The following is a 23,966-nucleotide window of genomic DNA, read 5'->3' on the forward strand; positions in this document are numbered from 1 at the left end:
AACCGTGGGAGAATGCGGAGTTGTTTTGTTGGGTTTCGTTGCCAAGGGCCCAACCCAATACTGCGTAGGTTTTGGATTTTGACTTTTCTTTGAGGCAAGCAGAGGAGCTTCTGAGACCGAAGCAGGGAGAGGGATTTTCGGCTTTCTCCCCCGCCCCCTGCTCCGGTGCTCCCTTGCAGTCTCAACAGATAATCTTCTTAACCTAGCAGTATTGGGGCCCAACCTCCACAATCTGAATTATTTATGTATGAAATAGTAGTAAAAAGAGGATTTGAAGAGAAAATAGGCGATCGCACTTAAAAACTCCTTAATTTTTCTTTTATTAGTAAAATATTATGGTGCATTACACTTAGTAGTTAGCAGCCTACTAAGCTGGTTATGGGTTTTTTTGATTCCAATTCTGAGTCTAAGTTGAAAATCCTAGTTTCACTGGTTTTTCCTGGAGAAATAAGCCCTTAAATTACTAAAAGCAGGTAGTTGAGGATTTAATTTAATTATGCCTGTTTCTGTATCTATTTGGCGAAAAGGAATAACTTCAAAAACACTATTAGTATAGGCGATCGCTTCTAATTTTTTTACCCAATCTAGAGACCAAGTTTTAGCTATAACTGTTATGCCTTGAGTTTTTAACCACTCCATCAGATGTTGCTGCATAATTCCTGGTAACAAGTCGTTGGTGATAGGGGTTACATACCAACAATTAGCAGCATAACCCCAGAGATTGCCGGTGCTGGTTTCTAGCCAATTACCTTGACTGTCGGTGAGAATTGCGGTTTGAGCGTTTAAATTTGCTGCCTGTTGTGTAGCCAGCCAAGCGCCTAAATAATTCCCGGTTTTATGGGCAGGTAGATAACGATAGTAGGGGGAGTGAGGAGTGACAAGAGCGGTTATTCCCTGTTGTTGCCATTGATAGAGGTTTTGGGGGAGTGATCGGGCTATAATTAATTCTCTTCCATCGGGAAATATAGTTATACGGAGCACTGGATAATTAAGAGCGAGAATTGCTGCTCCCTGGTGTAGGAGTTCCCAATTAGGGTTACTCCAATTGAGGATTTTGAGGCTATTTTCCAGACGTTTTCGATGACTTGACCAATGAGTCAAAGGATGGGCTAAAGACTGTTCATAGACGCGCATAGTGGTAAATACGGTAGCCCCATAGAGTAAACCCGGGTCATTGATTTCTATTGATAAAGAAGTTTGTTTGTATAATTTGCCTTGATACCAATACATTTTTTTTGTTTATTCATCGGATTCTGTCCAAATTAGAGGAGACTGAGACTTTCTTTTTCTCCAAATTTCCATATAAGTTCTAGCGGAGTTATAGGCCGTAGTCCCCTTAGGTACAGCAGCAGCTAGATTAATTGCTTCATCGAGGGAAGAGTTAGAAGTTTCCTCCGCGATTACCAATAAATCTTCAGCCCATTGGTTAATAGCTTGATTACTACTAGGTTTAACTGCCGCATAATTAGGTATTTGACTTGCTAGGTTAATTGCTTGGATTAAACCATCTGCTGTTTTACTTGCAGCAAGACTATAAGCTTCTTGAAGATTTTCTTGTGCTTGAAGTTGCTCTTGCCAAGTTCTAATTTTTTCTTGGGCTTCAGCATAGAGTGAGCGTTGGGAACTAACTTCTCTAGCTTTAGCGATCGCAGCCGACCAGTTTTCTTGATTAGCTAAACTAATAGCTTGGTCAAGAATGGGGCGATCTTGACTATATTGTATTTTCTGACGAGATTGTTGAATAATATTTTGTGCCTGGGGATATAGAGGGCGATTTGGGGTTATTTTAGTAGCTTCAATGATTGCTGCTTGCCAGCCTTGTATAGTTTGAGCTGCTGCTAATCGTTGAGCTTTATTAAGTATAGGTCTATCTTCGATCACTTGGATTTCACGAGTCCAGCGACTTATTTCCGTTTGAGCTTCTTGGTAGCGCGGATGAAATACAGGTATTGATGCTACGGTGGCGATCGCTGCTTCTAAATCTTGTATTCTGCCTTGTTGGGCGATATTTCTGGCGGCGTTCAGTTCTTGTAGGTCTTCTATTTCTAGTTTCCAGCGTCTGGTTAGTTTTTGAGCTTCATAGTAAATTGGACTAGATGCGGGGATTTTTTCTGCTTCTACTATAGCTTCTCCTATAGCTTTTACCGTCCCCTCATTGGCGGTTGTCCCTGCTTTAGCTAACTGATACCAATCTTCTACATTACCCGTTAATTCTGCCTTTTCAGTTATTTTCCCTAGGGTAATTTCTAATGATTGCCAGTCTCTTTGTTGTATTTTACTTTCGATAATTTTGAGTAAATCATTTTGAGCTTGTTCGATGATAGATTGAGCTTGTGAATAGGCAGAACTAGAGGTATCTATTGTTTCGGCTTCTGTCATTGCCTGTAATATATCATCCACTTGACCTTTTTCGAGTAAAGCGTAGGCTGAGTCTAACTTGCTACTCTCTGTTTTAGCCATTTGAATTTCATTAAGAGTTTCTTCATATTTAACTGTTGACCAATAGTGATTTTCCAAATTAGTCAACTGTATAGCTTCTCGAAAAGCGCCACTCCAATTTCCGGTACTTATATATTTTTCAATCTTTTCTTCTCTAGTTTCCCCTTCTGACCAAATTGACTGCCATTTTGATGTAGTTTGTTCTACCAGCAAATTAGTAGCCACATCTTCAGGAACTTTGGCCGCTATAGTCATAGCCTCATCTATTTTTCCTGATTGGAACCTTTGCTCTCCTTCAGCTAATATTCCTTGTACCCATTCTTCTACATTTTCATTCACTTCTGGTCTAATTATATGTTCTGGTGGTAGTACTTTTACCATATTTATAGCTTGGACCCAACCTTCTACAGTTTTTTGTTCACTGGCTAACTGGGCACAATATAGGCGCATGGAAGCTGAAGCGAGGGGCCAGTATATTTTAGGACAGGATTCAGATCTTGGCAGTTTAAGTATCATTGATGTAGCTACAAAACCTACTCCTCCAGAAACTCCCATTAACAATAAAGTTGAGATCAAAAAAATCCATAAGTTATAATTTAACTTAACTTTTTTCACTTCGTTTGTATTTACTTGATTTGTAGAAGGTTGACTCATGATTTTCACTCACTCTTATTTTATGCCGCCTATTTACTAGTTTTTGCTAATAATTTAACATTTAACAACGTAACTCTTCTATTAACTGTGCTAGTTCGGCGCTACTTGCTTGATAGACTTCACCACAAAAATGACAAGTTGCTTCGGCGCCATCATCTTTATCTATCATATCTTGTAGTTCTGCTTCACCGAGCATTTTTAAGGCACCTAAAACCCGATTAAAAGAACAAGCACAATTAAACCGGACTAGTTGAACTTCTGGCAAAATCTGTAAACTCAAATCCCCTAATAATTCTTTAAAGATTTCCTGTATGCTGTAAGATTCTCTCAGAAGATTGGTAAATCCTGATAACTTACTTACACGAGATTCTAACAAATTGACTAAATTTTCATCTCTTGCTGCTTGGGGCATAACTTGTAGTAATAACCCTCCTGATGCGGTAACTCCTTCTGCTCCTACAAATACACCTACTAGTAGTGCTGAGGGTGTTTGTTCAGAAGTAACTAAATAGTTAGCGATATCTTCGCCTATTTCTCCTGATACTAGTTTAACTGTACTTGAGTAGGGATAGCCATAACCTAAGTCTCTGACTACGTACACATAGCCTTCTTTTCCTACAGCTCCACCTACATCTAATTTGCCGCGAGAGTTCGGTGGTAGTTCTACACTGGGGTTATTTACATAACCTCTAACGGTACCGTCTACACCTGCATCTACTAATAATCCTCCTAGAGGTCCATCACCTTTTATTCTTATATTTACTCTAGATTGTTCGGTTTTCATGCTGGAAGCTAATAATAATCCCGAAGACATTGCTCTGCCTAAAGCTGCTGTAGCTACATAGGATAGTTTATGTCTTTCGCGAGCTTCTTGTGTCGTACGAGTTGTAATTGTTCCTACGGCTCTAATCCCGCCGTCTGCTGCTGTGGCTCTAATCAGTTGATCTGCCATAAAGTCTCCTTACATTTCTTTACATCTTTTATTTTATATCAGAAGGCAGGAGGCAGGAGGCAGAAGGCAGAAGCAATGAAATAGCCGTATTTTACGCAAATTTATGAGATAAAATGAGTTAAGTGTTCTTTATTATATTTTTAGCTAATTCGTAACTGATGTAGTCAAATAAAATGCGCGAATGTAGAATTTTAAAAAATCCCGTTAACTGTATTCACTAGTTAACGGGAGATTTTTAAGCGTATTTTCAAGTTAGCCTTAAAAGTTTTAAAGCACTCCTAAATTGGCTAATCCTAAGATTACCCCAGCTCCGATTAGATGACCAAAACTTGTTGTAGCCAGTAAACCTGGTAAACCCATATTCCCAAAGAATGCTGCTGCTGGTAATTGAGGACCACTATTTTGTTGTTGAATTCCGTATTTACCAATGATAATTGCTACTATATTGCAAAGTATCATAACTAGTGCTACATTAGGTGTCCATTCTAAGGTTGAGGGTGCTGTGCTTGTTGCTGCTAATAAAATTATGTTAAACATTTTTTTTGTTGGATAATTTTTTAATATTTTGACTTTTTTCGCTTCTTTTTTGCTATTTACTTCATATTTTTTTACATATTTGACCCCTGAAAACAACAAACATAAGCTATATGATTGATCATGAGCTTAAGTTCAAGGAAAATTTATATATGTCGCAACCAACTATCGAATCAATTTTGCAAGAAAAACGTCTGTTTAACCCTCAACAGGAGTTTGCTAACCAAGCGGCCATCAAAAGCCAACAAGAGTATCAACAGCTATGGGAAGAAGCAAAAGCAGATCCTGCTACTTTTTGGTCACAATTAGCTGATTCTGAGTTAGATTGGTTTCAAAAATGGGATAAAGTTCTCAATTGGGAACCCCCTTTTGTTCAGTGGTTTGTAGGGGGAAAGATTAATATATCTCATAATTGTTTAGATAGACATCTCAAGACTTGGCGTCGTAACAAGGCAGCTTTAATCTGGGAGGGGGAACCGGGAGATTCTCGCACCTTGACGTATGCTCAGTTACACAGAGAGGTGTGTCAATTTGCCAATGTTTTAAAACAGTTGGGGGTAAAAAAGGGGGATAAGGTAGGAATATATTTACCGATGATTCCAGAAGCGGCGATCGCCATGTTAGCCTGTGCGAGAATTGGTGCTCCTCACACTGTAGTTTTTGGGGGTTTTAGTTCGGAAGCTTTAAAAGACCGTTTAGTGGATGCTGAGGCGAAACTAGTAGTTACTGCTGATGGGGGTTGGCGTAAAGATAAAATCGTCCCTCTCAAAGAACAAGTCGATGCAGCTTTGGCTAATGATGGTGTACCAAGTGTAGATAATGTATTGGTAGTACAACGAACTAAACAAAAAGTGCATTTTGAACCGGGACGGGATCACTGGTGGCATGATTTACAAGCGGGGGTGTCGGCAGATTGTCCCGCAGAACCGATGGATAGTGAAGATTTACTGTTTATTCTCTACACAAGTGGCACTACTGGCAAGCCTAAGGGAGTAGTTCACACTACAGGAGGTTACAATCTCTATTCCCATATTACCAGTAAATGGGTCTTTGACCTTAAAGATACTGATGTGTATTGGTGTACAGCCGATGTTGGTTGGATTACTGGTCATAGTTATATTGTCTATGGACCTCTATCTAATGGGGCTACTACAGTTATGTACGAAGGAGTTCCCCGTCCTTCTAATCCTGGCTGTTTTTGGGATGTGATTGAAAAATATGGCGTAAATATCTTTTACACGGCACCTACGGCGATTCGCGCTTTTATTAAAATGGGAGAACATTACCCGAAAATGCGCAATTTATCTTCTTTACGTCTTTTGGGTACAGTGGGAGAACCAATTAATCCAGAAGCTTGGATGTGGTATTATCGAGTTATTGGGCAAGAACGTTGTCCGATTGTAGATACTTGGTGGCAAACGGAGACGGGTGGGATTATGATTACGCCGCTACCGGGAGCTACACCTACTAAACCAGGTTCTGCTACTCTTCCCTTTCCTGGAATTATACCAGAAGTGGTAGATTTAGAGGGGAATCCTGTTTCTGACAATGAGGGGGGATATTTAGTGATTAAACATCCTTGGCCGGGAATGATGCGTAATGTCTATGGAGATCCTGATCGTTTTCGTCGTACCTATTGGGAACATATTCCTCCTAAAGATGGGCAGTATTTATATTTTGCTGGAGATGGCGCTAGAAGAGACGAAAATGGCTATTTTTGGGTTATGGGTCGTGTAGATGATGTAATTAGTGTTTCTGGCCATCGTTTGGGTACTATGGAGATTGAATCGGCTTTAGTATCTCATTCGGCTGTGGCAGAGGCGGCGGTAGTTGGCGCCTTTGATGAGGTGAAGGGAGAAAATATTGTGGCTTTTGTGACTTTAGAGAGTAAATATGAGGAGAGTGATTCTCTGGTAGAAGAGTTGAAGCAACACGTAGTTAAAGAAATTGGGGCGATCGCACGTCCTGACCACATTCGTTTTACTGAGGGTATGCCTAAAACTCGTTCTGGTAAGATTATGCGTCGTCTCTTGCGTAATTTAGCTTCTGGTGAAGAGGTGCTTGGTGATACTTCTACCTTAGAAGACCGTAGTGTCTTAGATAAACTCCGGGAGGAGGATTAAGTAACTTACGTGCCTTGGACATGGATAATAATCTCTCTTTGGTGAGGAGATGAGCGATGTTCCCAAACATAGATACCTTGCCAAGTTCCTAAGACTAAACGACCATTACTCACAGGAATTTGTTCAGAGGTATGAGTCAAAGCAGAACGAATATGGGCTGGCATATCATCTAAACCTTCGCTTCCATGTCTATAGGCTTGTTTATCTTCTGGCACTAATTTGGTGAAAAAATCATTTAAATCTTCTAACACGTCGGGATCTGCATTTTCTTGAATGAGGAGACTAGCAGAGGTATGGCGAATGAAAATACTACATAATCCTGTGTTAATCTCCGATTCTTTAACAATCTCTGCTACTTGATTAGTTATTCTCTGAAGAGATTTACCTGTGGTTTTAAGCTTAATTTTATCTTGGTGAAATTTCATAGGGCTTGCTGAAAATACTTATGCGGATGGCGAGAGTTGAACTCGCATGACCGAAGTCACACGCCCCTCAAGCGTGCGTGTCTACCATTCCACCACATCCGCTGACACTTTTACTAGCATAACACAATTATTTTAAAATAGCAACTAAATTTTCATTTATGGAAACCTTCAACTGCATAAGTCCTGTCTTAAAATAAGGAATTGCTTGTTTTTTTCCCATCACGATTCAGTACTTTTGTATTTGCGTGCGAGTGATCTAAATCATGATAGAGATGGTAATGCAGCAATAAACATTAGAGAAGAAGGGATAAGACAAATACTTTCCGGATGGAACTGCCGTCTGTAGCTGGTGGGGAATTTCCCCCTAATCAGGAACTAATGGACGATTTTATTGCAGTTATGCACTGTTTCTCAAGCAAGCTTGACTTTTTGAGAAGCTACGAAAAAAAGAGGCCAGAAGATATAGACTAAGACAACCTGTTTGAGTAAGCTAATTGACATTTTTTTTGCTATATTAGTGTTATATTTTAAGTTGAAAATGAAAGAATGTACAAAACACTTGTTCACATTGGTTATCCTAAAACAGGTTCTACTTGGTTACAAAAATATCTGTTTAATAATAGTGATTTAGGTTTTATTAATCCCTGGCCATCGGATTGGTTCGGAGCCTCAAAAGCTAATAGGTTTTTGGCTAACTATCTCGATCATACTACAGATTTCGACTTTGATCCTCAGTTATTGTCTCAAACAATTTTATCAGTTATAGATAAAGTTAACTTAAAAAACCGTACACTTGTTTGTTCCAGTGAGAGATTTGCGGAAATACATTATACAACGTTGATAGCAAATAGAATTGCTCAAGTTTTCCCTAATGCTAAAATATTCTGTGTTATACGGGAACAGAAATCAATGCTTTATTCTAGGTATAATCAAATGGTTAAAGCTGGAAATCCTACAAATTTAGAAGTTTTTTTAAACAAAAAAAAAGGTAAAAGAAGAAATTCAATTCAGGATTTATCTATCTACAAATATGATGTTTTAATCAAAAATTATCAAAATAAATTTGGAAAAGAAAATGTTTTAGTACTACCTTTTGAAATATTTTGTTGCGATAAACAAAAGTTTTTAAGTGAGTTACTTAATTTTGTCAACCCAGAAATAAAATTAAAAAATATAGGCGAATTGGAAACACAAACCCAGGAAAATTTAAAGTTAAAAGGATACTCATTAGTTGTGAAGCGCATAATTAATGAAATTATTTATAATCCCGACAAAATTGTGGCAGAACAACCCATAAAAAGTAAGATAGCTTTGAAATTAGCAAAACTTACCGATGTTGTGATTCCCGAAAAAATACAAATGCAGCAAGAGAAGCGCTACAAGAAATTAATCAGTGACAGCGTGAGTGATATCTACAAAGAAAGCAATCAAAAAACTAGTGAATTGATTGGTTATGATTTAGCTAATTTTGGATATTGTACTTGATAAGTTTTTGCAATACATCGTCCCCGGATTCATGTAATAATTAAACTACATCTAGCTCAGACGAAGTGAGCTAGATGCTTCTGGCTTCATAGGGTGCTGCTTAAAAATAGGATTTCTCCCACCTTTCGGTCTTACACTCCCTCCTTTGACTGATATCTTCCACCAGAACTTATGTACTAATTTTTAAGGAAAAATGTTCTTTATGGTTAATTCTCTATAATCTTTGTCTCCTAGGGGTTTAACATCAATTCTTTTACTTCAAAACTTCAAGTCTTGAAGTAAAAGAATTAATGCTAAACGCTTAAAAATTGGTTGACCTTTGCTACTTTTCTTAGGAAATACGAGAAATGAACTTTTTCTGAGGTTAATTTAGTACATAAGTACTGGTGGAAGATGTGAGTTGGAGGAAACCTCCCTTTTTAACTCCATTGATGAGGGGTTTTGCATTATTGAGTTGGTTTTTGATGAGAATAATGACCCAATAGATTATTACTTTGTAGAACTGAATGCTGCTTTTGAGAAACAAACGGGATTAAAAAACGCACAAGGTGAACACATACAGAAACTTCTTCCTAACAATGAAGATTACTGGTATGAAATTTATGGTCATATTGCGGCGAAGGGCTAAATACCTGACGGGGTGACAGGGTGGCTAGAAATCTTGTGGAGATTGAGGTTTGCCACAGGCGATCGCTAAAAAAGTTTAAAAGCCATGTCTTTAATAAAATTATCTGTTTAATTAACCTTTATTTTAACTTAAATTTCTCAGAAAAAACTTGACCTTCAATTAAATATTATTCTGTCAAAAATTGTTTGTCTTTAGTATTGACTTTTTAGTCAATACTATCTTTGGGTTCTAGTGGAGAAAAATAAAAATGATGATTATTAGGTTCATTCTCAATAAGCAGAAAAAATTCACTAATTTTTTTGACGCACTCGCCTTTGGCGAGATCTCTTCGAGATCGCCCGACCCAAACCTCAAGATCTACCAGCTTTTCAACCACCCTGTCACCCCGTCAGGTGAATTTAAAGGCTATATTGGTTCAGTCATGGATATTAGCGATCGCAAGAAGCTAGAAGACAAGCTGAGAATTTTTGAGCGTATTGTCTCTAGTACACAAGATTTAATGGCGTTTGTGCAGACAGACTATACCTATTTAGTGGTTAATCATGCTTATGCCAAAATGTTCGGCAAAAAGCTAGAAATGATTATTGGTCAATCAGTTATGTCTGTCTTGGGTGAGCACTTATTTGCAGATGTGATACAACCCCGTCTAGATCGTTGCTTTCAGGGAGAAGAAATAGCATATCAAAAATGGTTTCAAGTCAATGGCGACCAACAACGTTATTTGGATATTCGCTATTCTCCTTATCGAGAAGGAAATAGTATAATTAGATCGTTGAAGCAATTATTGCTTTAGGAAAAGCCCTGAATCTCAAAATTATCGCTGAAGGGGTAGAAATCCCAGAACAAGCCGCTTTTTTGCGGGAAAAAGGCTGTGACTTAGTACAAGGCTATCTTTATAGTCGGCCTTTATCTGCAAAAGCCTTTCAGAGTTATTACCTTGACGGGGTGACAACAAGGTCGAACTCAGATCAAAGCATCTTTACCTAATGTTACTGGTTGTGGTTGAGTAATGAGTAATGAGCCTGTAGGTTGGGTCCTTGTCAGCGAAACCCAACACCATACCAACATGGGATTACAGAATGATTATGTTTAACAAGAGGCGATGGTCTGAGTTCTCGCCTGTTGGCCAATTTCTGTACTTTTTTAGGAGTGCTTTGATATGAGTTATAGCAGTGCTCGTTGTAGTGTTCCGCTCATTAGATAAAAGATCCCCCCAAACCCCCCTTACTAAGGGGGGCTTTTTATAATAACTGTAAACATCTATTTGGGGCTTGCTGAATAAATATAAAACTATGACTGGATATAGGTTTGAGCCAGTTTTCCCTTGTGAAAAGTGCAAAGTTTTTGAATGTATTATGCTAAAAAGAGTGCATTTTTTACTTTAATTACTCAAAAATTCATAAATCATTATTACCTTCTGCCTTCTGCCTCTCTTGCCTCCTGCCTTTCTCCTCACCAAAACTTACTTTTTCAGCAAGCCCTATTTGCGAGCTTGCTATATTACTAAAAGTAATTTATAAAACTCATAGCCTATATAGTTAAGTTAATTTTTTACTAATTAAATCCTCCCAGGCGATCGCCAGCTTGTAGGTTGGGTCCTTGTTAGCGAAACCCAACACCATACCAACATGGGATTACAGAATGATTATGTTTAACAAGAGGAGATCGCCAGTTATTACTAAAAGTCTATATAGTTAAGTTAATTTTTTACTAATTAAATCCTCGCAGGCAAGGCACAAGTTTTGATAGTCTTCTAAAGAATTATAACAATAAGAACTAATTCTCAAAATATATTTATTATTAATTACTTGTAAAAAAGCATCAATTTGATAATCTCTTAGAAGAATTTTACTTAAAACTAAATGAGCTGGAACTGAGCTATTCTCTTGTTCTTTTTGAATCAATCTCTCTAAAGAAGGTTTAACTAAAAAAGGAAGTTCTATTGAATAAAACATTGCTCGCCATGGGGGAATAATTTGGGGCAAATTAAAGTAACTTTGACAGATTTTTAGAGCTTCTAAAGCTAAACTTTGGTTACGTTCTAAAAAACTGGGGAAGCCTCCTGTATAGGCATTATTAATAAAAGATAAGGCGGCAGGAATCGCCATAAAGGGGGCTAAATCTCGGGTGCCTAAAATAGAGAATTTTTCTGCAAGAGTTGTTGCTTTACCCTGTAAACTTTGACTAGAACCCCAACTAATGATTGCAGGTTCAATTAAATGATGGTATTGTTGATCAACATAGCAAAAGGCTGTACCTCGGGGAGACGAAGCCCATTTATGTAAGTTTCCTCCATAAAAAGCGGCCCCAATCTCTTCTAAGTTTAGTTCTATTTGTCCTGGTGCGTGTGCTCCATCTACAAAGGTTAAAATACCACGTTCTTTGAGACGAGCAATTATTTCTTTTACTGGAAAAAGTAGACTAGATGCACTAGCTAAGTGGTCTATAAAACAAAGTACAGTAGATGGGGTACATTTAGCTTCGATTTTAGTAATAATTTCTGAGGGTGATAATCCAGTAAAGGGAATTTCAACTTCGACTATGTTTAAGCTTTTTTGTTGGGCTACGTATTTGATGACGTTGCGACAAGCACCATAATTATGATTAATAACTATAATTTCTTGTCTGGAGGTAAAGGGAAAGCTTCGGAAAATAGAGTTAACCGCAAAGGTGGTGTTGGGTATGACTACAATATTTTCATAGTTAGCTTTGACAAAAGAGGCGATCGCCTCGCGGACTTTTTGCAGTTTCTCTCTATACTCTACCCAATAGAAACCATCAGGACATTGGTTAATTTCTGCTGAGTATTTATCTAAAACTTCTTTTACTGCTAGAGGGTAGGCGCCATAAGACCCATGATTACAAAAGCTTATTTTTGGGTTTAATCCCCAATATGGCGGTGGATATTTTGGGGAGAGAAATTCTGATTTCATTTTAGAAGCGGTTTTACTTCCATTCTGGGTGCATTTTACTAGATATTTCTTGAGTCTCTCCCCATTGGTTAATTTGTTTAATCATTTGGTAGAGGCGTCCTAGACTTTTTTGATTAAAGTACAAGACAATTCTGGGTAAGTTTGCTGTTTCGTGGGATTGTTCTGGTGGTAGTGCTTTACTTTTTTTGATTTTACCCTTAGTGAGGATATCTGGATATTCTTGATTTAGTTGTTGTATTTGATTATCAGAAAGTTCTGCATTGAGACGCATGACAAATAAATCATTTACATAGCGACTGGAATGATAGACCTTGTAAAAGTTGCATACTGTTTCACAAGCCACGTCTATACTATCGGTAATTGTATAGAGACTAGTATCTTCTGCACTAATCAATCCTCTATCTGCCAAGCTACATATATATTCGTGCCATTTAATCCAATAATTACCATTAGGTTCATCAATCAATACTAGGGGTACTGGTCCATATTTCCCTGTTTGGCACAAAGTCAGAGTTTCAAAAGCTTCGTCTTGAGTACCAAAGCCTCCGGGAAACAGGGCGATTGCATCGCTTTCCCTGAGAAAGAAAAGTTTTCTGGTAAAAAAGTATTTAAAATTGATTAGTTTTTCATCATCTATATAGGGATTTGAATCTTGTTCAAAAGGCAGATGAATATTCAGACCAAAGGAATGTTCTTTGCCTGCGCCTTCGTTGCCTGCTTGCATAATTCCCCCACCGCCGCCTGTTAAGACCATAAAGCCTAGTTCACTGATGCGACGGCCGAATTCTACTGCTAATTTATATTCTTGAGTATCTGTCGCTATACGTGCTGAACCAAAGATAGTTATTTTCCGTACATGACGATACTTGTAAAAGATTTGAAAAGCACTTTCCATATCTCCTAGGGAGTTGGTGAGAATTTTCCAATCGAGGCGGTCTACTTCTTCACTAGCGATTCTTAACAATACTGATAAAGCCCTCTCAATCCACTTGCCATGTTCGTGGGAGGACAACTGGTCAATCAGAGCGATCATTTCTTGACTCAAAGATGAGTTTGAGGGTTCGTTTTGGTGAGATAGAGCCATATTTTCCTTACCTTGGCTATACATATTATATAATAATTTAGGCGAATCATGAGAGAAAACTTTTTGAACGCCCATGGGCCTTCAATGACCTTGATTATTTCATATTTTTGTTCCTTTAGGGCAAAAATGAACTTAAGCCTTGCACCCCTTACTAAGTTACTCTGAATTTGTTAAATTCAAAAAATAAAGTAGTCAATTTATAATCAATATCGCTGTGGGTTTACCAGAAACAACTGCTTATGTTAGAGTTATCAATCAATGTTGGCAACAAGGCCATTTAGAGGGGGAAGTTACTGCTGGTTCATATCAATGGGTTTTCCAATGGCGTTTTCGCCAAGGACAATTATTTGTACAACCTTCTTTAGGTAGGGCTTTGATTCAAGAACCTCTTGGGCGTTTTTTAGAGCGTTATGACTATCAGTTAGAACCTGGGGGAGACTATCAATTTACTTTAAGATCTAGTTTGTAGGTAGCGCTCTATCAGAATTATTGCCACAATATCATCAATTGGCCTCGGTGGCAAGCGCATCCCCTTGGGTAATAATCTTGTTATGCCTCTGGGTGGATATATTTCCCAGTAGCGTGAGCGTGCTTCTAGGGTTGAGTTTCTTTCGTCAACCCTAGTTATCTCAATTGTTTTAGATAATTCACTGATTAATTTACTTTGCCATTGTTTCGAGGTTGTTTGATTTCCCAATACTATTCTTGATATTTCTTGTTTTTCTAATAGAGAATTTAGTTTGGCGATCGCCTCTTTTGATTCTACCACTTCATGTTCTCTTATTTCTCCTTGGTCACTCATCAGGGCGATTCCACATTTATCTTTTCCGGGATCAAAGCCTATTATAAACATAATTTTGACTAATATACGCTTAATTGCACCATTTATCGATAAATTCGAGCATTTTTTTCTCACTTATTGCTTTTTGCTTTCTTTTTCCTCCGACCACTTTTACTTCATCTACAATCGAAGCTAAACTACTAAACTCTTGATTTGGTTGTTTTTTCCGCGCTTCAATAATGGCTGCTGCTCTTTTTTCGGCATCTTTTCCTCCATAAATACCTCTCATTTGAAATTTTCTAGTTAACTCTAACTGATTATCTTGATTAAAAGCTACTAGGGGTTCTATTTTTTGCGGCAGTTTTTCTTCTATTTCCTTAATTTTGCTTTCTAACTGAGTTTTTAGAGTTTTATTCTCCTGTTCAAAATCTTTTAGTCTAGTTTCTATTCTCGTTTCTAAATTATTCATTCTAGCTTCTACTGCTGCGGTATTCGTTGACACTGTTTGAGTAGAGGTTTCTTGAGATGGGCGCAACATCTCCACTTGTTGCTGTAAAACTTCTGTATTCTCCTCATCTAAAATAAAAGCATTAATCATTTCGCCTTTGGCTAGATTTATTTCTCTAGCTTTAGCTGCCGCATAATATTCAAAATGACCATCAACCACTTCAAAGGATTCTAGACTAGTACGTTTTAAGATAATCGGATTGATTAACCCTTCTACGGCTAAAATTAATTGAGCTGCTTTTTCTATATCTGCCTCAGAGAAATTAGACCGGGGTATATGGGAACTTATTTTCCTCACAGCTACTAACATAGTTGATAATTTCATTGTGCTTCCATTTTCTCTAAAACTTCTTTGGCTAATAGATAAAATTCTTGAGCAGAAGCTGATTCTGGCTTATAATCAAAGATAGAACGAGGATCTGGCATATCTATGTCTCCCATAATTTGTACTTGTTCAGCACATTTGGCTAAATCTTCGCGATCATAAATAACTGTGTCAAAAACTGGTAGTTGATAACGTTCTTTAATCACGTCTATTCTTGTTGGTAGTGTATATTGCACAAATTTGTTATTAGTAGAAATTTTACAAGATAATATGCCTAAAATTTCAATAGGTTCTCTATTTATTTGTCTTCTAAAAGTATTATTTTCTTTGACAAATTCTTTTACATTTTTCAAACCTTGATTAGCAAATGGTTTTAAATCCGAAGGAATAATTAAATAATTTGCTGTAATAATCGCAATTTTTGCATAGAGATTCAGAGATGGTGGTGTATCGATTAAGACTATATCGTATCTATCTACTACTTCTTGTAGTTTATCTATTAATCTTAGTTTACTAGATTCAAGAGCGTTTAATTCTGTTTCTAAACGCATTAAGTCGATATGAGCTGGAACTACATCAATTCTAGTATTGGCGTATTCAGCTCTGCGAACTACTTCTGATATGGGATGCAATTCTTCAGAACGTAAAACATGATATATATGAGAATCTTTAATAGTATCACTTATTTCGTCGTCAAATTTTATCAATCCTGTGGCGAAGGTTGTATTAGCTTGACTATCCATGTCAATAATTAATACTCTTTTTTTCTGTTGACTAAAAGCTGCTGCTAGATTGACCACAGTAGTTGTTTTACCAACACCGCCTTTGTTATGATAAACCGCGATTGTTTTCATCTCATTGTGAATTTTCAGTTTTGCCTTCAAAATTATATCAAAGAAGTGTGCTACTTGAGATGAACTTCATTTTTTTTATTTCTGAGTATTACCTAACGCCGGAAACCAGTGCTCTTGCCCTCAGCAAACTTATGTATTTATACTTGAAAACAATTCGCCCATGCTAAATTCTAGTGGTTTCTTGACCCCAAAATCCAGTATATTTTTTCACTTCGATATCCCCTAAAACTTTAGTTTGACAGGCTAAACGCAACTTACCATCACCTTTGTGAGGAGGGAGAGAGAGTCGGGTATTTTCTTTCCAATTAGGTGGAGATACTTTTCCTGTAATCTCTACAGCGCAGGTGCCACAGGTGCCAAGACCGCGACAATTAATTATTTTGGAATTACCGTTATGTAAATTAATGCCATTTTTTAGACAAAAGGCTCGTAAATTTTCTCCTGTTTCACAAGCATAAGTTTTTCCTTGAGCGGTTATAGTAGGCATATTTTAATTTTAGTAGTAATTTTTCTAAGGAAGTTTTATTTAAGTTTAATATTAAATTGATTATGCGATCGCTTATTTTTTTGTTGTTAAATTTCAGATAACATCACAATAGCTGGCTTTTGCCTCAAACTGATAATTTCTCTACCTCACACCTACACCTAGAGAAAAAGGCTATATTAGGGCATTAACGCCTAATACAGTTTCCAACTCGTCACTATCTACATCACTATCTACAATAGTCAGTAATTCTTTAGGAAAATCAAGTAAAAAGTCGGGCTTATATTGTTGCAAAAGAGATTTATCATTAAATCCCCAACTTACAGAAGCTATTTTTATTTGACATTTTCTAGCGGCTTCAATATCTCTTGTTTCATCTCCCACATAAATAACTTCCTCTGGTTTAAAACCATGTTTATTAATAAACTTTTTAATTGCATTGTGTTTTCTAAAGAGAGGAATATTAGGATAGATAAAATCAAAGATATTTTCTAGTTGATTATTTTCTAAAAAGCCTTGAACATTGTCATAACTATTAGAAGTAATAATACCTAAATAGTAGCCAAGTTCTTTTAACTCTTCTAAACTATTTTCAATTCCAGCTATAGGTTTTAGGGTAACAACTAACTTATTGAGTTCTGCTTGTCCTCTTTTCAGTAAAAAAGGAATTTTTAGCCAAGAAATTTTAGACTTGCGAACAATTTCCCGAGAACTCAATTGTTTAAGTTCCAGTAATTCTTCAGGAGAAATCTGTTCATAACCAAACTCATCAGCTAGGTTATTAGTAATTGTAATTAGAGTCTGATAAGTATCAGAAATTGTGCCGTCAAAATCAAAAATAATTGTTTTAATTGTCATTATTTAAGCTGTTTAAGATTATAATTTACTGCTGTTAAGTGATTAAATCCTGTTTAGATTACTGTGGTTTGCTAAATTAGCTTGAGCATTACGTCTTAACATATACGGTTTAATTCTACGCATTGCAGACGCGGTAAAACGGTGATTCCATTCCTCCTCTGTAATTGTAGCTAAATCAGCTAATTTAGGTGCAATATTTGAGGGATAAGGATTAAACTCTAACACATTGGTTGATTTAGCAAATCGTGTATTCCACGGACAAACGTCTTGACAGATATCACATCCGGCGACCCATCCGTGTAAATTACTAGATATTTCCTCAGGTAAAGTTTCTTGACGATTTTCGATAGTATGGTAGGCGATACAGCGATTAGCATCAATCACAAAGGGCTGAGTAATGGCTTGAGTAGGACAAGCATCTAGACAGCGTGTACAGGTGCCACAGTGTTGAGTAGAGGGTTTATCTGGTTCTAATTCTAGATTAGTTAAGATTTCTCCGAGGAAAACCCAGCTACCATACTCTCTGGTAATTATATTACCATTTTTAGCGATCCAACCCAAACCTGCCCGTTGTGCCCAAACTTTGTCTTGAATTGGTCCGGTATCGGAGTAGTAGCGAGTTTTCACCCCTTCCCCTTGGGTTTCTAGCCAAATAGACAAGCTTTTCAGCTTTTTGTGCATAACCTTGTGATAGTCTCTTCCCCAAGCGTAGCGGGATATTTTAGCAAACTCTGGTTCTTGAGGATGTTGAGTGTCAGTATAGTAATTAAGAGCTAGAGAAATTACTGATTGAGCTGACGGCAAAGATTCACGAACATCAAAACGTCGAGAATTACTCATCCATGTCATCTCAGCTTGATAACCAGAAGCTAACCAGTTTTGGAGATGAGATAGGGCATTATCTTGAGTTTGGGCTGATACTGAGGCTACTCCCACAAGATGAAAGCCGAGAGACAAGGCTTGCTGTTTTATTTGTGTAGGGTGTAAATGAATCATAATAATAGGCTAGAATATTTGTCTCTAGATATTGTCAATCAGTATCAAATGTGTTGGTCAAACAATTAATGATTTAGTTAAAATCTCAATTTAACAGATCTTGTTCTAATTAGGGAGTATACCATTAAATGAATAAATCTTCTCGCAGAACTTTAAGTTTAGTTATAGCAACTTTAGGTAGTTTAGGGTTATTAACTGGATGTCCTAGTGATACCGACACCACCACTACCACAACTGAGCCTACGACAAATCCACCAGAAACTACAGCTACCAATGAAACTGGCGGATTAAAATTAGGAACTCTACTACCAACCACGGGAGATTTAGCCTCAATTGGTCAAAATATGCCTTTGACAGCAGAGTTAGCGGTGGAAACTGTTAATGCCTGTGGTGGGGTTAATGGAGAACCTGTAACTCTGATTAACGAAGATAGCCAGACAGACCCTCCCGCAGGGGCATCAGCAATGACTAAACTAGCTGAAGTTGATAATGTTGCTGGTGTGGTAGGAGCTTTTGCTAGTAGTGTTTCTGGTGCTGCGGTGGAAATTGCGGTCAGGAATCAAGTTATGTTAGTATCTCCTGGTAGTACTTCCCCTGTATTTACCCAAAGGGCGGAGAATGGAGAGTTTGATGGTTATTGGGCGCGTACAGCTCCTCCTGATACTTATCAAGCTCAAGCTTTGGCAGCTCTTGCCTACGACCGAGGATTAACTAATGTCTCTACTGTGGTGATTAATAATGACTATGGTGTAGGTTTTGAGGAGGAGTTTGTCAAATCCTTTGAAAAATTAGGGGGGACTGTCGCTAATAAAGATAACCCTGTACGTTACGAGCCTAAGGCTGGTACTCTCGATACAGAAGCATCTTCTGCTTTTAATGACCAAGCTAATGGGGTAGCTGCGGTACTTTATGCAGAAACTGGGAGTATTTTACTTCAATCTGCTTATAAACAGGGTCTAACTGACAATGTAACTGTTTTGCTCACTGATGGAGTTTATAGCGCTGATTTTGTAGAACAGGTTGGCAAAACCGCCGACGGTAAATCAATTATTAGTGGCGCCTTGGGGACTGTACCCGGTGCTAGTGGTACTGCTCTTGAAGATTTTACCGCCTTATGGAAAGCTGAAACTAACAAGGAAGTTACTGCTTTTGTTCCTCATACCTGGGATGCTACAGTGTTAATGATGTTAGCGGCAGAAGCAGCGGATGCTAATACTGGTGAAGCAATCAAGAATAATATTCGTGAAGTTGCTAATGCTCCAGGAACAGAAGTTAGCGATCCCTGTGAAGCCCTAGAATTATTACGCAATGGCGAAGATATTAATTATCAAGGTGCCAGTGGTGATGTGGATATTGATGAGTATGGAGATGTAGTGGGTAACTATGATGTTTGGACTGTTGAAGATGATGGCAGCTTAAAAGTAATCGATTCAATTGCACCAGCCCAATAACTGCGTTAAAGTACCAAGGAAGCTGGGGATAGAGCCGAAAACCTATCTCTCTGCTTTCTCCAGATAAATCCTCTGATTCTTATCCAAGCAGTATTGAGGTTTCCAAGTATAATTCATCGAACTAATGTTGAGAGCGTGATATAATAAACCAGCGTAATTATAGGATCATCTATTAAGTCATAAAAAGCATGAAATATCCACAGATATTAGTTCATCTTGGTTATCCCAAAACTGCTTCTACTTTTTTACAGTTCAAAATTTTTAACAATGAAAGCTTAGGCTTCAAAGATATAACTAAAGGTTCAGCAGCTTATTTTCTGGAGTGGGACGATTTTGACTTTTCTGGGGAAAAAGTAAGAGGATATTACCAGAATGTTTTATCAGAAAGCCAATCTAAGGGGCTAATTCCTGTGATATCTAGTGAAGTCTTTTCCGTTAGGTTTACTAAACCTACTTATCAAAAAACTTTAGCAGAAAGACTCTATGAAACTTTTCCTGATGCTAAAATTTTCTTTTTTATTAGAGAACAAATGGCAGCTATTGCTTCTTTGTATAATCAGGCAGTCAAAGGTAGATATACAAGAAGTATTGAAGAATTTATTGAAGAGGCGATAAATAAAGAGGGGAACCCTCGTTTAATTGCTAATCGCAAAAGAATGTCTGCAACTAACTATAGATATGATTTATTAACTGAATATTATCAACAAAAGTTTGGCAAAGAAAACGTTCTGGTTTTACCATTTGAAATGTTTAAACAAGACTCTATAAAAACCATGAATATGTTACTTGATTTTGCTGGAGTGAATATCAAAGTAGACAATCTAGATGAATATCTTCAAGAGTTAGTTTCTTCTCCTAACACAAATACAGCTTTAAAATCAGGTGTTTTAAATTTTAAACGTAAATTGAATAAAATTGTTTTTTATCCTAATCCAGAAGTATCTGAAGCATACAAACAAAGGTTACAAGTTTGGCTTAGTTATAAAACATCAAAAGTAGTTGAGTTAATTATTCCAGAGAAAAAACATCAACAAGAAGAACAAAGAATCAAAAAATTAATTGAGGATAATTTTGGCAATTTATACCAAGAAAGCAATCGCAAGACAAGTGAGTTAATTGGCATTGATTTAAGAGAATATGGTTATGCTTGTGATTAAGATGTCTTTAAGAAGTCTGACGGGATTGAACGGCAAAAATTTAATACTTAGAAGAGTTTTGATTGACCTGTAACCAGGTTTCTAAGCTAACAAGTAACCAGAGTTTCAAGCCGTAACGTCCCCAAACGTCACCTTGGTAATTAAGCCAATCTTTGATAATTTCTTGATTAACATAGTTAGCAATTATTGCTCTTTTAGAGAGGAGTAATCTTCTAGCCCGCCTTTTCCAATACTTATGAAAAAAGTACTGTACAGGAACTCTCATACCACTTTTAGGACGATAAACAATTGTTTCAGGAAGTAAATCTAAGACCGCTTGTTTTAAAACAGCTTTTTCTTCTGCGCCTTTGAGTTTATATTCGGGAGGAATTAACAGAGATAACGCTACAATTCTTGAATCAAACAAGGGCGAAAGTCCCCTTAATCCCGCTGAGTTAGTTAGATTATTAACCTTAGTAAGAATATGATCTGCACCTTTGAATTTAATATTAATCAGCATTAAGCGGTTTAAAAATTCCGTAGGAGTGGTTAAATCTTCTGTGAAAACTGATTCAGAATTGTTGATTTGGTGGTACACGTATGGTTTTAACAGTCTCGGTAAATCTAAAAAACATTTTTTATAGGAAGTTAAATATGTAGTTAGTAAATTATTATCTCCATTGAAACTATTGTAAAGTTGACTAAGAATCATAGGTTGATTTTTTGGACCACCAAAACAAGGATCTCCTCCTTCGCCATTGAGAATAATTTGACTGTTTTCCTGGGCAATTTGTGCTAGTAAATAATTAGGTACCGTAAGAGGATCCCCTATAGGATCATCGAGATTAGCCATAGTTATGGGTAAATTAGCCCACATTTTCTCAGGCGTAATTTCTAAGATATGGTGTTCGGTTTGACAGTGACTTGCTACTAAACTAGAAAATTCTAATTCATTGGGACATTCTTTACCGAAGTAAAGGGAATAGGTATGTATTTTTTCCCTATGAAACTTAGCGGCTAAGGCGGTGATACAACTAGAATCTAGTCCTCCAGAAAGATAAATGCCTAGAGGCTGATTATCTGGTAAATATTCTCTTACTACAGATTCTAAGAGCGATCGCAATTTTTGACTATAAAACTCGATGGGTTGATGAACATCTTCTCTATTTATTTGAGGTTGCCAATAGTATTGTTTATCTCCATCTAGTAAATTTAAAACCATTCCCGGTCGTATTTCCTGAACATTTTGCCAGAGGGTATTTTCTCCGGGTACAAAAGCACAAGTCAAATAATCTCTCAAAGCAACTAGATTTAAATCTTGACTATGAAAAGGAGATAGAGTTTTTAAACGAGGACTAAGATAATAATTTCCCTGTTGGTAGCAATAATAGAGAGTGCGACTTCCCACCCCATCTCTCACTACCGATAGATTTTTAGTTAAACTATCCCAAATCACGAAAGCAAACATACCCTGTAATCGTTGCAGACAGTTTACCCCCTCTTTAGCCCAAAGTTTAAGAATTAGTTGATAGTCACAAGTAAAATCAGATTGATAATTGAGGTTAAATTGAGAAGCTAATTCTATACTGTTGCTTAACCAAATTTCTCCCACAATAACCAAATTATTCTCTTGATAAAAACAGGATTCAGCGTCAATCACATAAAGATTATCTTGATGAAAACAACTTTGAGTTTTAGGTAAGTTGTTATTTTCCCCTAAGACAATATACCAATTAGGATTTAAACTTGTGCTTAGTTGATATTTTGAATTTTTCTTGAACTTAGATAAACTATTTAATAATTTCATAGGTTGAATTATACTTAGATCAAAGTACAAGTACCATTGTACTATAGCGCTAGGTGCTAGGGAACAGGGGTTTGCAATTTTCTCCCAATTTGACTACGAACAAACTCAAAAAGGCGATCGCAACTTATCTCCCCTTTACTCTTAATATTATTTTGGGATAAACCCTGAATAATTGCCCCAGAAAAAACACTATGTTCATCTTTTCTGATGCTTTGCGCTGTTTCCTTTGAACGACAAGCAGTTATCAGATAATAATTCTTTCTGTGGTTAAATGTTTTTAAACTCTCTCTCATCAATTGAGATTCAAGATGAGATTCAAGATATTCACCACTATCTCACATCTTGCATCTATACCTAATGTTACTGGTTGGAGTTGAGTAATGAGTAATAAGTAATAAGTAATGAGTAATAAGTAATGAGTTTTGAAGTTTTGAAGTAATGAGTTAAAGAATTAATGCGATCGCGCTTAAAAATTGGTTGACCGCGTATGGGCGGTCATCTATCGCCCCGGATTTTAAATCCGGGGCGATAGATGACCTTTGCTACTTTTCTTAGACTAAAGAGAAATGAACTTTTTCTGAGGTTAATTTAGTACAGAAGTACTGGTGGAAGATGTGAGACTATGACAACAATCTAATAACACCACCAATTCACTTAAATTGGCTTTGTCAATCAAATAATCTAAATGTTGTAGAGTCAATCCATTTTTTTGTTCAATAATCTGATTATTCTCAACTGTCACCTGACAATCTCAAGTAGCTAAATATCCTCTTGGTCTTTGTAGGCGATCGCGTAGAGTAAACCCATGTCCTGTAAAATAGATTAAGCTTGGCCCAACCTCACATCTTCCACCAGTACTTATGTACCAAATTATTGTGGTCATCCGTTCCCCGGATTTTAAATCCGGGGCCATTGATCAAAAGATGATGATGATCTTATAGCTATTCGCTGTTAGATAAGTATATAAATATATTTGTAAAAATATAGATGACGTGTTTTACGTTTATAGTTAAACAATGTGATTAGATGATGTTATGGTGCGTTACACTCCGTTAACGCACCCTACACTTTATTTAATTTATCTCTATATGGTTTTATACTCTGAAACCTTTGTCATAGTATGTAGGGGCGCTCATACTTGCGCCCTCTCCTTCGGCTTGCGCCCATACCAAGTTAAGTAGGGCTAAATACAGTTGAAAAATATCTACTCATTACTGCTAAAAGTTGCTCATTTGCTTAGCTAAATAGCCATAATGGGTAATTTTTAGTCGGTTGACAATTAGGGACAAAGGGATAATTGAGACATAATTACTGTGTTTTACCCCTTGATGATATAGCAATTCTCATACTGGTGAGGTACAGAGGTTATCCTTTTCGAGGCTCCCAGAGGCAGCTTTGCACCGAGGCTCCGAGAGTTAGGTACAACCTCATGAGTCCGAAAAATGCTATAAGTCGTTTAGTGCGCTACTAGAGAAAATCTCGACCAACTATTGTTTAGCAATGATATAAT

At 37.1% G+C, this 23,966-nt stretch carries 25 protein-coding genes and 1 tRNA gene; 8 read left to right on the plus strand and 18 right to left on the minus strand.

Translation table 11 applies throughout. The features are described 5' to 3' along the window. Nucleotides 1–426 precede the first annotated feature (426 nt). The 4 genes from MW688_RS06380 to psaK all read right to left on the minus strand — a co-directional run bounded on the left by MW688_RS06380 (nucleotide 427) and on the right by psaK (nucleotide 4,582). Nucleotides 427–1,230, minus strand: coding sequence for an aminotransferase class IV (locus MW688_RS06380; RefSeq protein ID WP_486735101.1), 804 nt, complete (start codon nucleotides 1,228–1,230; stop codon nucleotides 427–429). A gap of 9 nt (nucleotides 1,231–1,239) precedes the next feature. Beyond that, complete coding sequence (locus MW688_RS06385) at nucleotides 1,240–3,093, minus strand: chromosome segregation ATPase (RefSeq protein WP_486735102.1); 1,854 nt, start codon at nucleotides 3,091–3,093, stop codon at nucleotides 1,240–1,242. Between the two features lie 61 nt (nucleotides 3,094–3,154). After that, complete coding sequence (gene hslO / locus MW688_RS06390; protein WP_486735103.1) at nucleotides 3,155–4,045, minus strand: Hsp33 family molecular chaperone HslO; 891 nt, start codon at nucleotides 4,043–4,045, stop codon at nucleotides 3,155–3,157. Nucleotides 4,046–4,312: 267 nt separating this feature from the next. Beyond that, nucleotides 4,313–4,582 carry a photosystem I reaction center subunit PsaK gene (gene psaK, locus MW688_RS06395; RefSeq protein ID WP_486735104.1) on the minus strand — a complete coding sequence of 90 codons (270 nt, stop codon included), beginning with the start codon at nucleotides 4,580–4,582 and terminating at the stop codon, nucleotides 4,313–4,315. 149 nt (nucleotides 4,583–4,731) lie between these two features. On the opposite strand from psaK, the gene acs reads away from it, so the two are divergent. Further along, a complete protein-coding gene (gene acs, locus MW688_RS06400) occupies nucleotides 4,732–6,702 on the plus strand; it encodes an acetate--CoA ligase (RefSeq protein WP_486735105.1) in 1,971 nt (656 codons plus the stop codon). 5 nt (nucleotides 6,703–6,707) lie between these two features. Here acs and MW688_RS06405 read toward each other — a convergent pair whose 3' ends face one another. Both MW688_RS06405 and MW688_RS06410 read right to left on the minus strand, forming a co-directional pair. Then, complete coding sequence (locus tag MW688_RS06405; protein WP_486735106.1) at nucleotides 6,708–7,127, minus strand: secondary thiamine-phosphate synthase enzyme YjbQ; 420 nt, start codon at nucleotides 7,125–7,127, stop codon at nucleotides 6,708–6,710. A gap of 21 nt (nucleotides 7,128–7,148) precedes the next feature. Next, a tRNA-Leu gene (locus MW688_RS06410) sits at nucleotides 7,149–7,229 on the minus strand. A 444-nt stretch (nucleotides 7,230–7,673) separates the two neighbouring features. On the opposite strand from MW688_RS06410, the gene MW688_RS06415 reads away from it, so the two are divergent. From MW688_RS06415 to MW688_RS06430, 4 genes are all read left to right on the plus strand, one after another. Continuing rightward, on the plus strand, nucleotides 7,674–8,612 hold the full coding sequence (locus tag MW688_RS06415) for a sulfotransferase domain-containing protein (RefSeq protein WP_486735107.1): 939 nt from the start codon (nucleotides 7,674–7,676) through the stop codon (nucleotides 8,610–8,612). Nucleotides 8,613–9,012: 400 nt separating this feature from the next. After that, complete coding sequence (locus MW688_RS06420; protein ID WP_486735108.1) at nucleotides 9,013–9,240, plus strand: hypothetical protein; 228 nt, start codon at nucleotides 9,013–9,015, stop codon at nucleotides 9,238–9,240. Nucleotides 9,241–9,487: 247 nt separating this feature from the next. Continuing rightward, nucleotides 9,488–10,033: a PAS domain S-box protein gene (locus MW688_RS06425; RefSeq protein WP_486735109.1), complete on the plus strand. Its 546-nt coding sequence runs from the start codon at nucleotides 9,488–9,490 to the stop codon at nucleotides 10,031–10,033. A gap of 23 nt (nucleotides 10,034–10,056) precedes the next feature. Continuing rightward, a complete protein-coding gene (locus MW688_RS06430) occupies nucleotides 10,057–10,227 on the plus strand; it encodes an EAL domain-containing protein (RefSeq protein ID WP_486735125.1) in 171 nt (56 codons plus the stop codon). A gap of 707 nt (nucleotides 10,228–10,934) precedes the next feature. Here the strand turns inward: MW688_RS06430 and MW688_RS06435 are convergent. Both MW688_RS06435 and MW688_RS06440 read right to left on the minus strand, forming a co-directional pair. Further along, a complete protein-coding gene (locus MW688_RS06435; RefSeq protein WP_486735110.1) occupies nucleotides 10,935–12,173 on the minus strand; it encodes an aminotransferase class V-fold PLP-dependent enzyme in 1,239 nt (412 codons plus the stop codon). A gap of 13 nt (nucleotides 12,174–12,186) precedes the next feature. Continuing rightward, nucleotides 12,187–13,257: an LOG family protein gene (locus MW688_RS06440; protein WP_486735111.1), complete on the minus strand. Its 1,071-nt coding sequence runs from the start codon at nucleotides 13,255–13,257 to the stop codon at nucleotides 12,187–12,189. Nucleotides 13,258–13,471: 214 nt separating this feature from the next. Here MW688_RS06440 and MW688_RS06445 point away from each other — a divergent pair, with 214 nt between their 5' ends. Beyond that, nucleotides 13,472–13,726, plus strand: coding sequence for a DUF3146 family protein (locus MW688_RS06445; RefSeq protein ID WP_486735112.1), 255 nt, complete (start codon nucleotides 13,472–13,474; stop codon nucleotides 13,724–13,726). Here MW688_RS06445 and MW688_RS06450 read toward each other — a convergent pair. From MW688_RS06450 to queG, 6 genes are all read right to left on the minus strand, one after another. After that, on the minus strand, nucleotides 13,709–14,110 hold the full coding sequence (locus tag MW688_RS06450; protein WP_486735113.1) for a pre-16S rRNA-processing nuclease YqgF: 402 nt from the start codon (nucleotides 14,108–14,110) through the stop codon (nucleotides 13,709–13,711). The two genes, MW688_RS06445 and MW688_RS06450, sit on opposite strands and share 18 nt — an antisense overlap. A gap of 19 nt (nucleotides 14,111–14,129) precedes the next feature. Then, nucleotides 14,130–14,870 carry a hypothetical protein gene (locus MW688_RS06455; protein ID WP_486735114.1) on the minus strand — a complete coding sequence of 247 codons (741 nt, stop codon included), beginning with the start codon at nucleotides 14,868–14,870 and terminating at the stop codon, nucleotides 14,130–14,132. Further along, nucleotides 14,867–15,724, minus strand: coding sequence for a ParA family protein (locus MW688_RS06460; RefSeq protein ID WP_486735115.1), 858 nt, complete (start codon nucleotides 15,722–15,724; stop codon nucleotides 14,867–14,869). The genes MW688_RS06455 and MW688_RS06460 overlap by 4 nt, the downstream gene beginning before the upstream one ends. Before the next feature lie 163 nt (nucleotides 15,725–15,887). After that, on the minus strand, nucleotides 15,888–16,211 hold the full coding sequence (locus MW688_RS06465; RefSeq protein WP_486735116.1) for a 2Fe-2S iron-sulfur cluster-binding protein: 324 nt from the start codon (nucleotides 16,209–16,211) through the stop codon (nucleotides 15,888–15,890). Nucleotides 16,212–16,382: 171 nt separating this feature from the next. After that, nucleotides 16,383–17,066 (minus strand): HAD-IA family hydrolase, encoded by a 684-nt coding sequence (locus tag MW688_RS06470; protein ID WP_486735117.1) that lies wholly within the window; start codon nucleotides 17,064–17,066, stop codon nucleotides 16,383–16,385. A 42-nt stretch (nucleotides 17,067–17,108) separates the two neighbouring features. Then, nucleotides 17,109–18,062 (minus strand): tRNA epoxyqueuosine(34) reductase QueG, encoded by a 954-nt coding sequence (gene queG / locus MW688_RS06475; protein WP_486735118.1) that lies wholly within the window; start codon nucleotides 18,060–18,062, stop codon nucleotides 17,109–17,111. A gap of 128 nt (nucleotides 18,063–18,190) precedes the next feature. Between queG and MW688_RS06480 the strand changes: the two genes are divergently transcribed. Next, entirely contained in the window at nucleotides 18,191–19,513 is a 1,323-nt protein-coding gene (locus MW688_RS06480) for an ABC transporter substrate-binding protein (RefSeq protein WP_486735119.1), read from the plus strand. 188 nt (nucleotides 19,514–19,701) lie between these two features. Then, the gene (locus MW688_RS06485; RefSeq protein ID WP_486735120.1) at nucleotides 19,702–20,670 is read left to right on the plus strand and encodes a sulfotransferase; all 969 of its coding nucleotides are present in this window, start codon (nucleotides 19,702–19,704) and stop codon (nucleotides 20,668–20,670) included. Nucleotides 20,671–20,710: 40 nt separating this feature from the next. On the opposite strand, the gene MW688_RS06490 is transcribed toward MW688_RS06485, so the two are convergent. From MW688_RS06490 to MW688_RS06505, 4 genes are all read right to left on the minus strand, one after another. Next, complete coding sequence (locus MW688_RS06490; RefSeq protein WP_486735121.1) at nucleotides 20,711–22,456, minus strand: asparagine synthetase B family protein; 1,746 nt, start codon at nucleotides 22,454–22,456, stop codon at nucleotides 20,711–20,713. A 56-nt stretch (nucleotides 22,457–22,512) separates the two neighbouring features. Continuing rightward, on the minus strand, nucleotides 22,513–22,749 hold the full coding sequence (locus MW688_RS06495) for a hypothetical protein (protein WP_486735122.1): 237 nt from the start codon (nucleotides 22,747–22,749) through the stop codon (nucleotides 22,513–22,515). Nucleotides 22,750–23,039: 290 nt separating this feature from the next. Then, nucleotides 23,040–23,198, minus strand: coding sequence for a hypothetical protein (locus MW688_RS06500; RefSeq protein ID WP_486735123.1), 159 nt, complete (start codon nucleotides 23,196–23,198; stop codon nucleotides 23,040–23,042). A 9-nt stretch (nucleotides 23,199–23,207) separates the two neighbouring features. Continuing rightward, nucleotides 23,208–23,339 carry a hypothetical protein gene (locus MW688_RS06505; protein ID WP_486735124.1) on the minus strand — a complete coding sequence of 44 codons (132 nt, stop codon included), beginning with the start codon at nucleotides 23,337–23,339 and terminating at the stop codon, nucleotides 23,208–23,210. Nucleotides 23,340–23,966 lie beyond the last annotated feature (627 nt).

It is taken from the genome of Johannesbaptistia floridana, assembly GCF_057440575.1.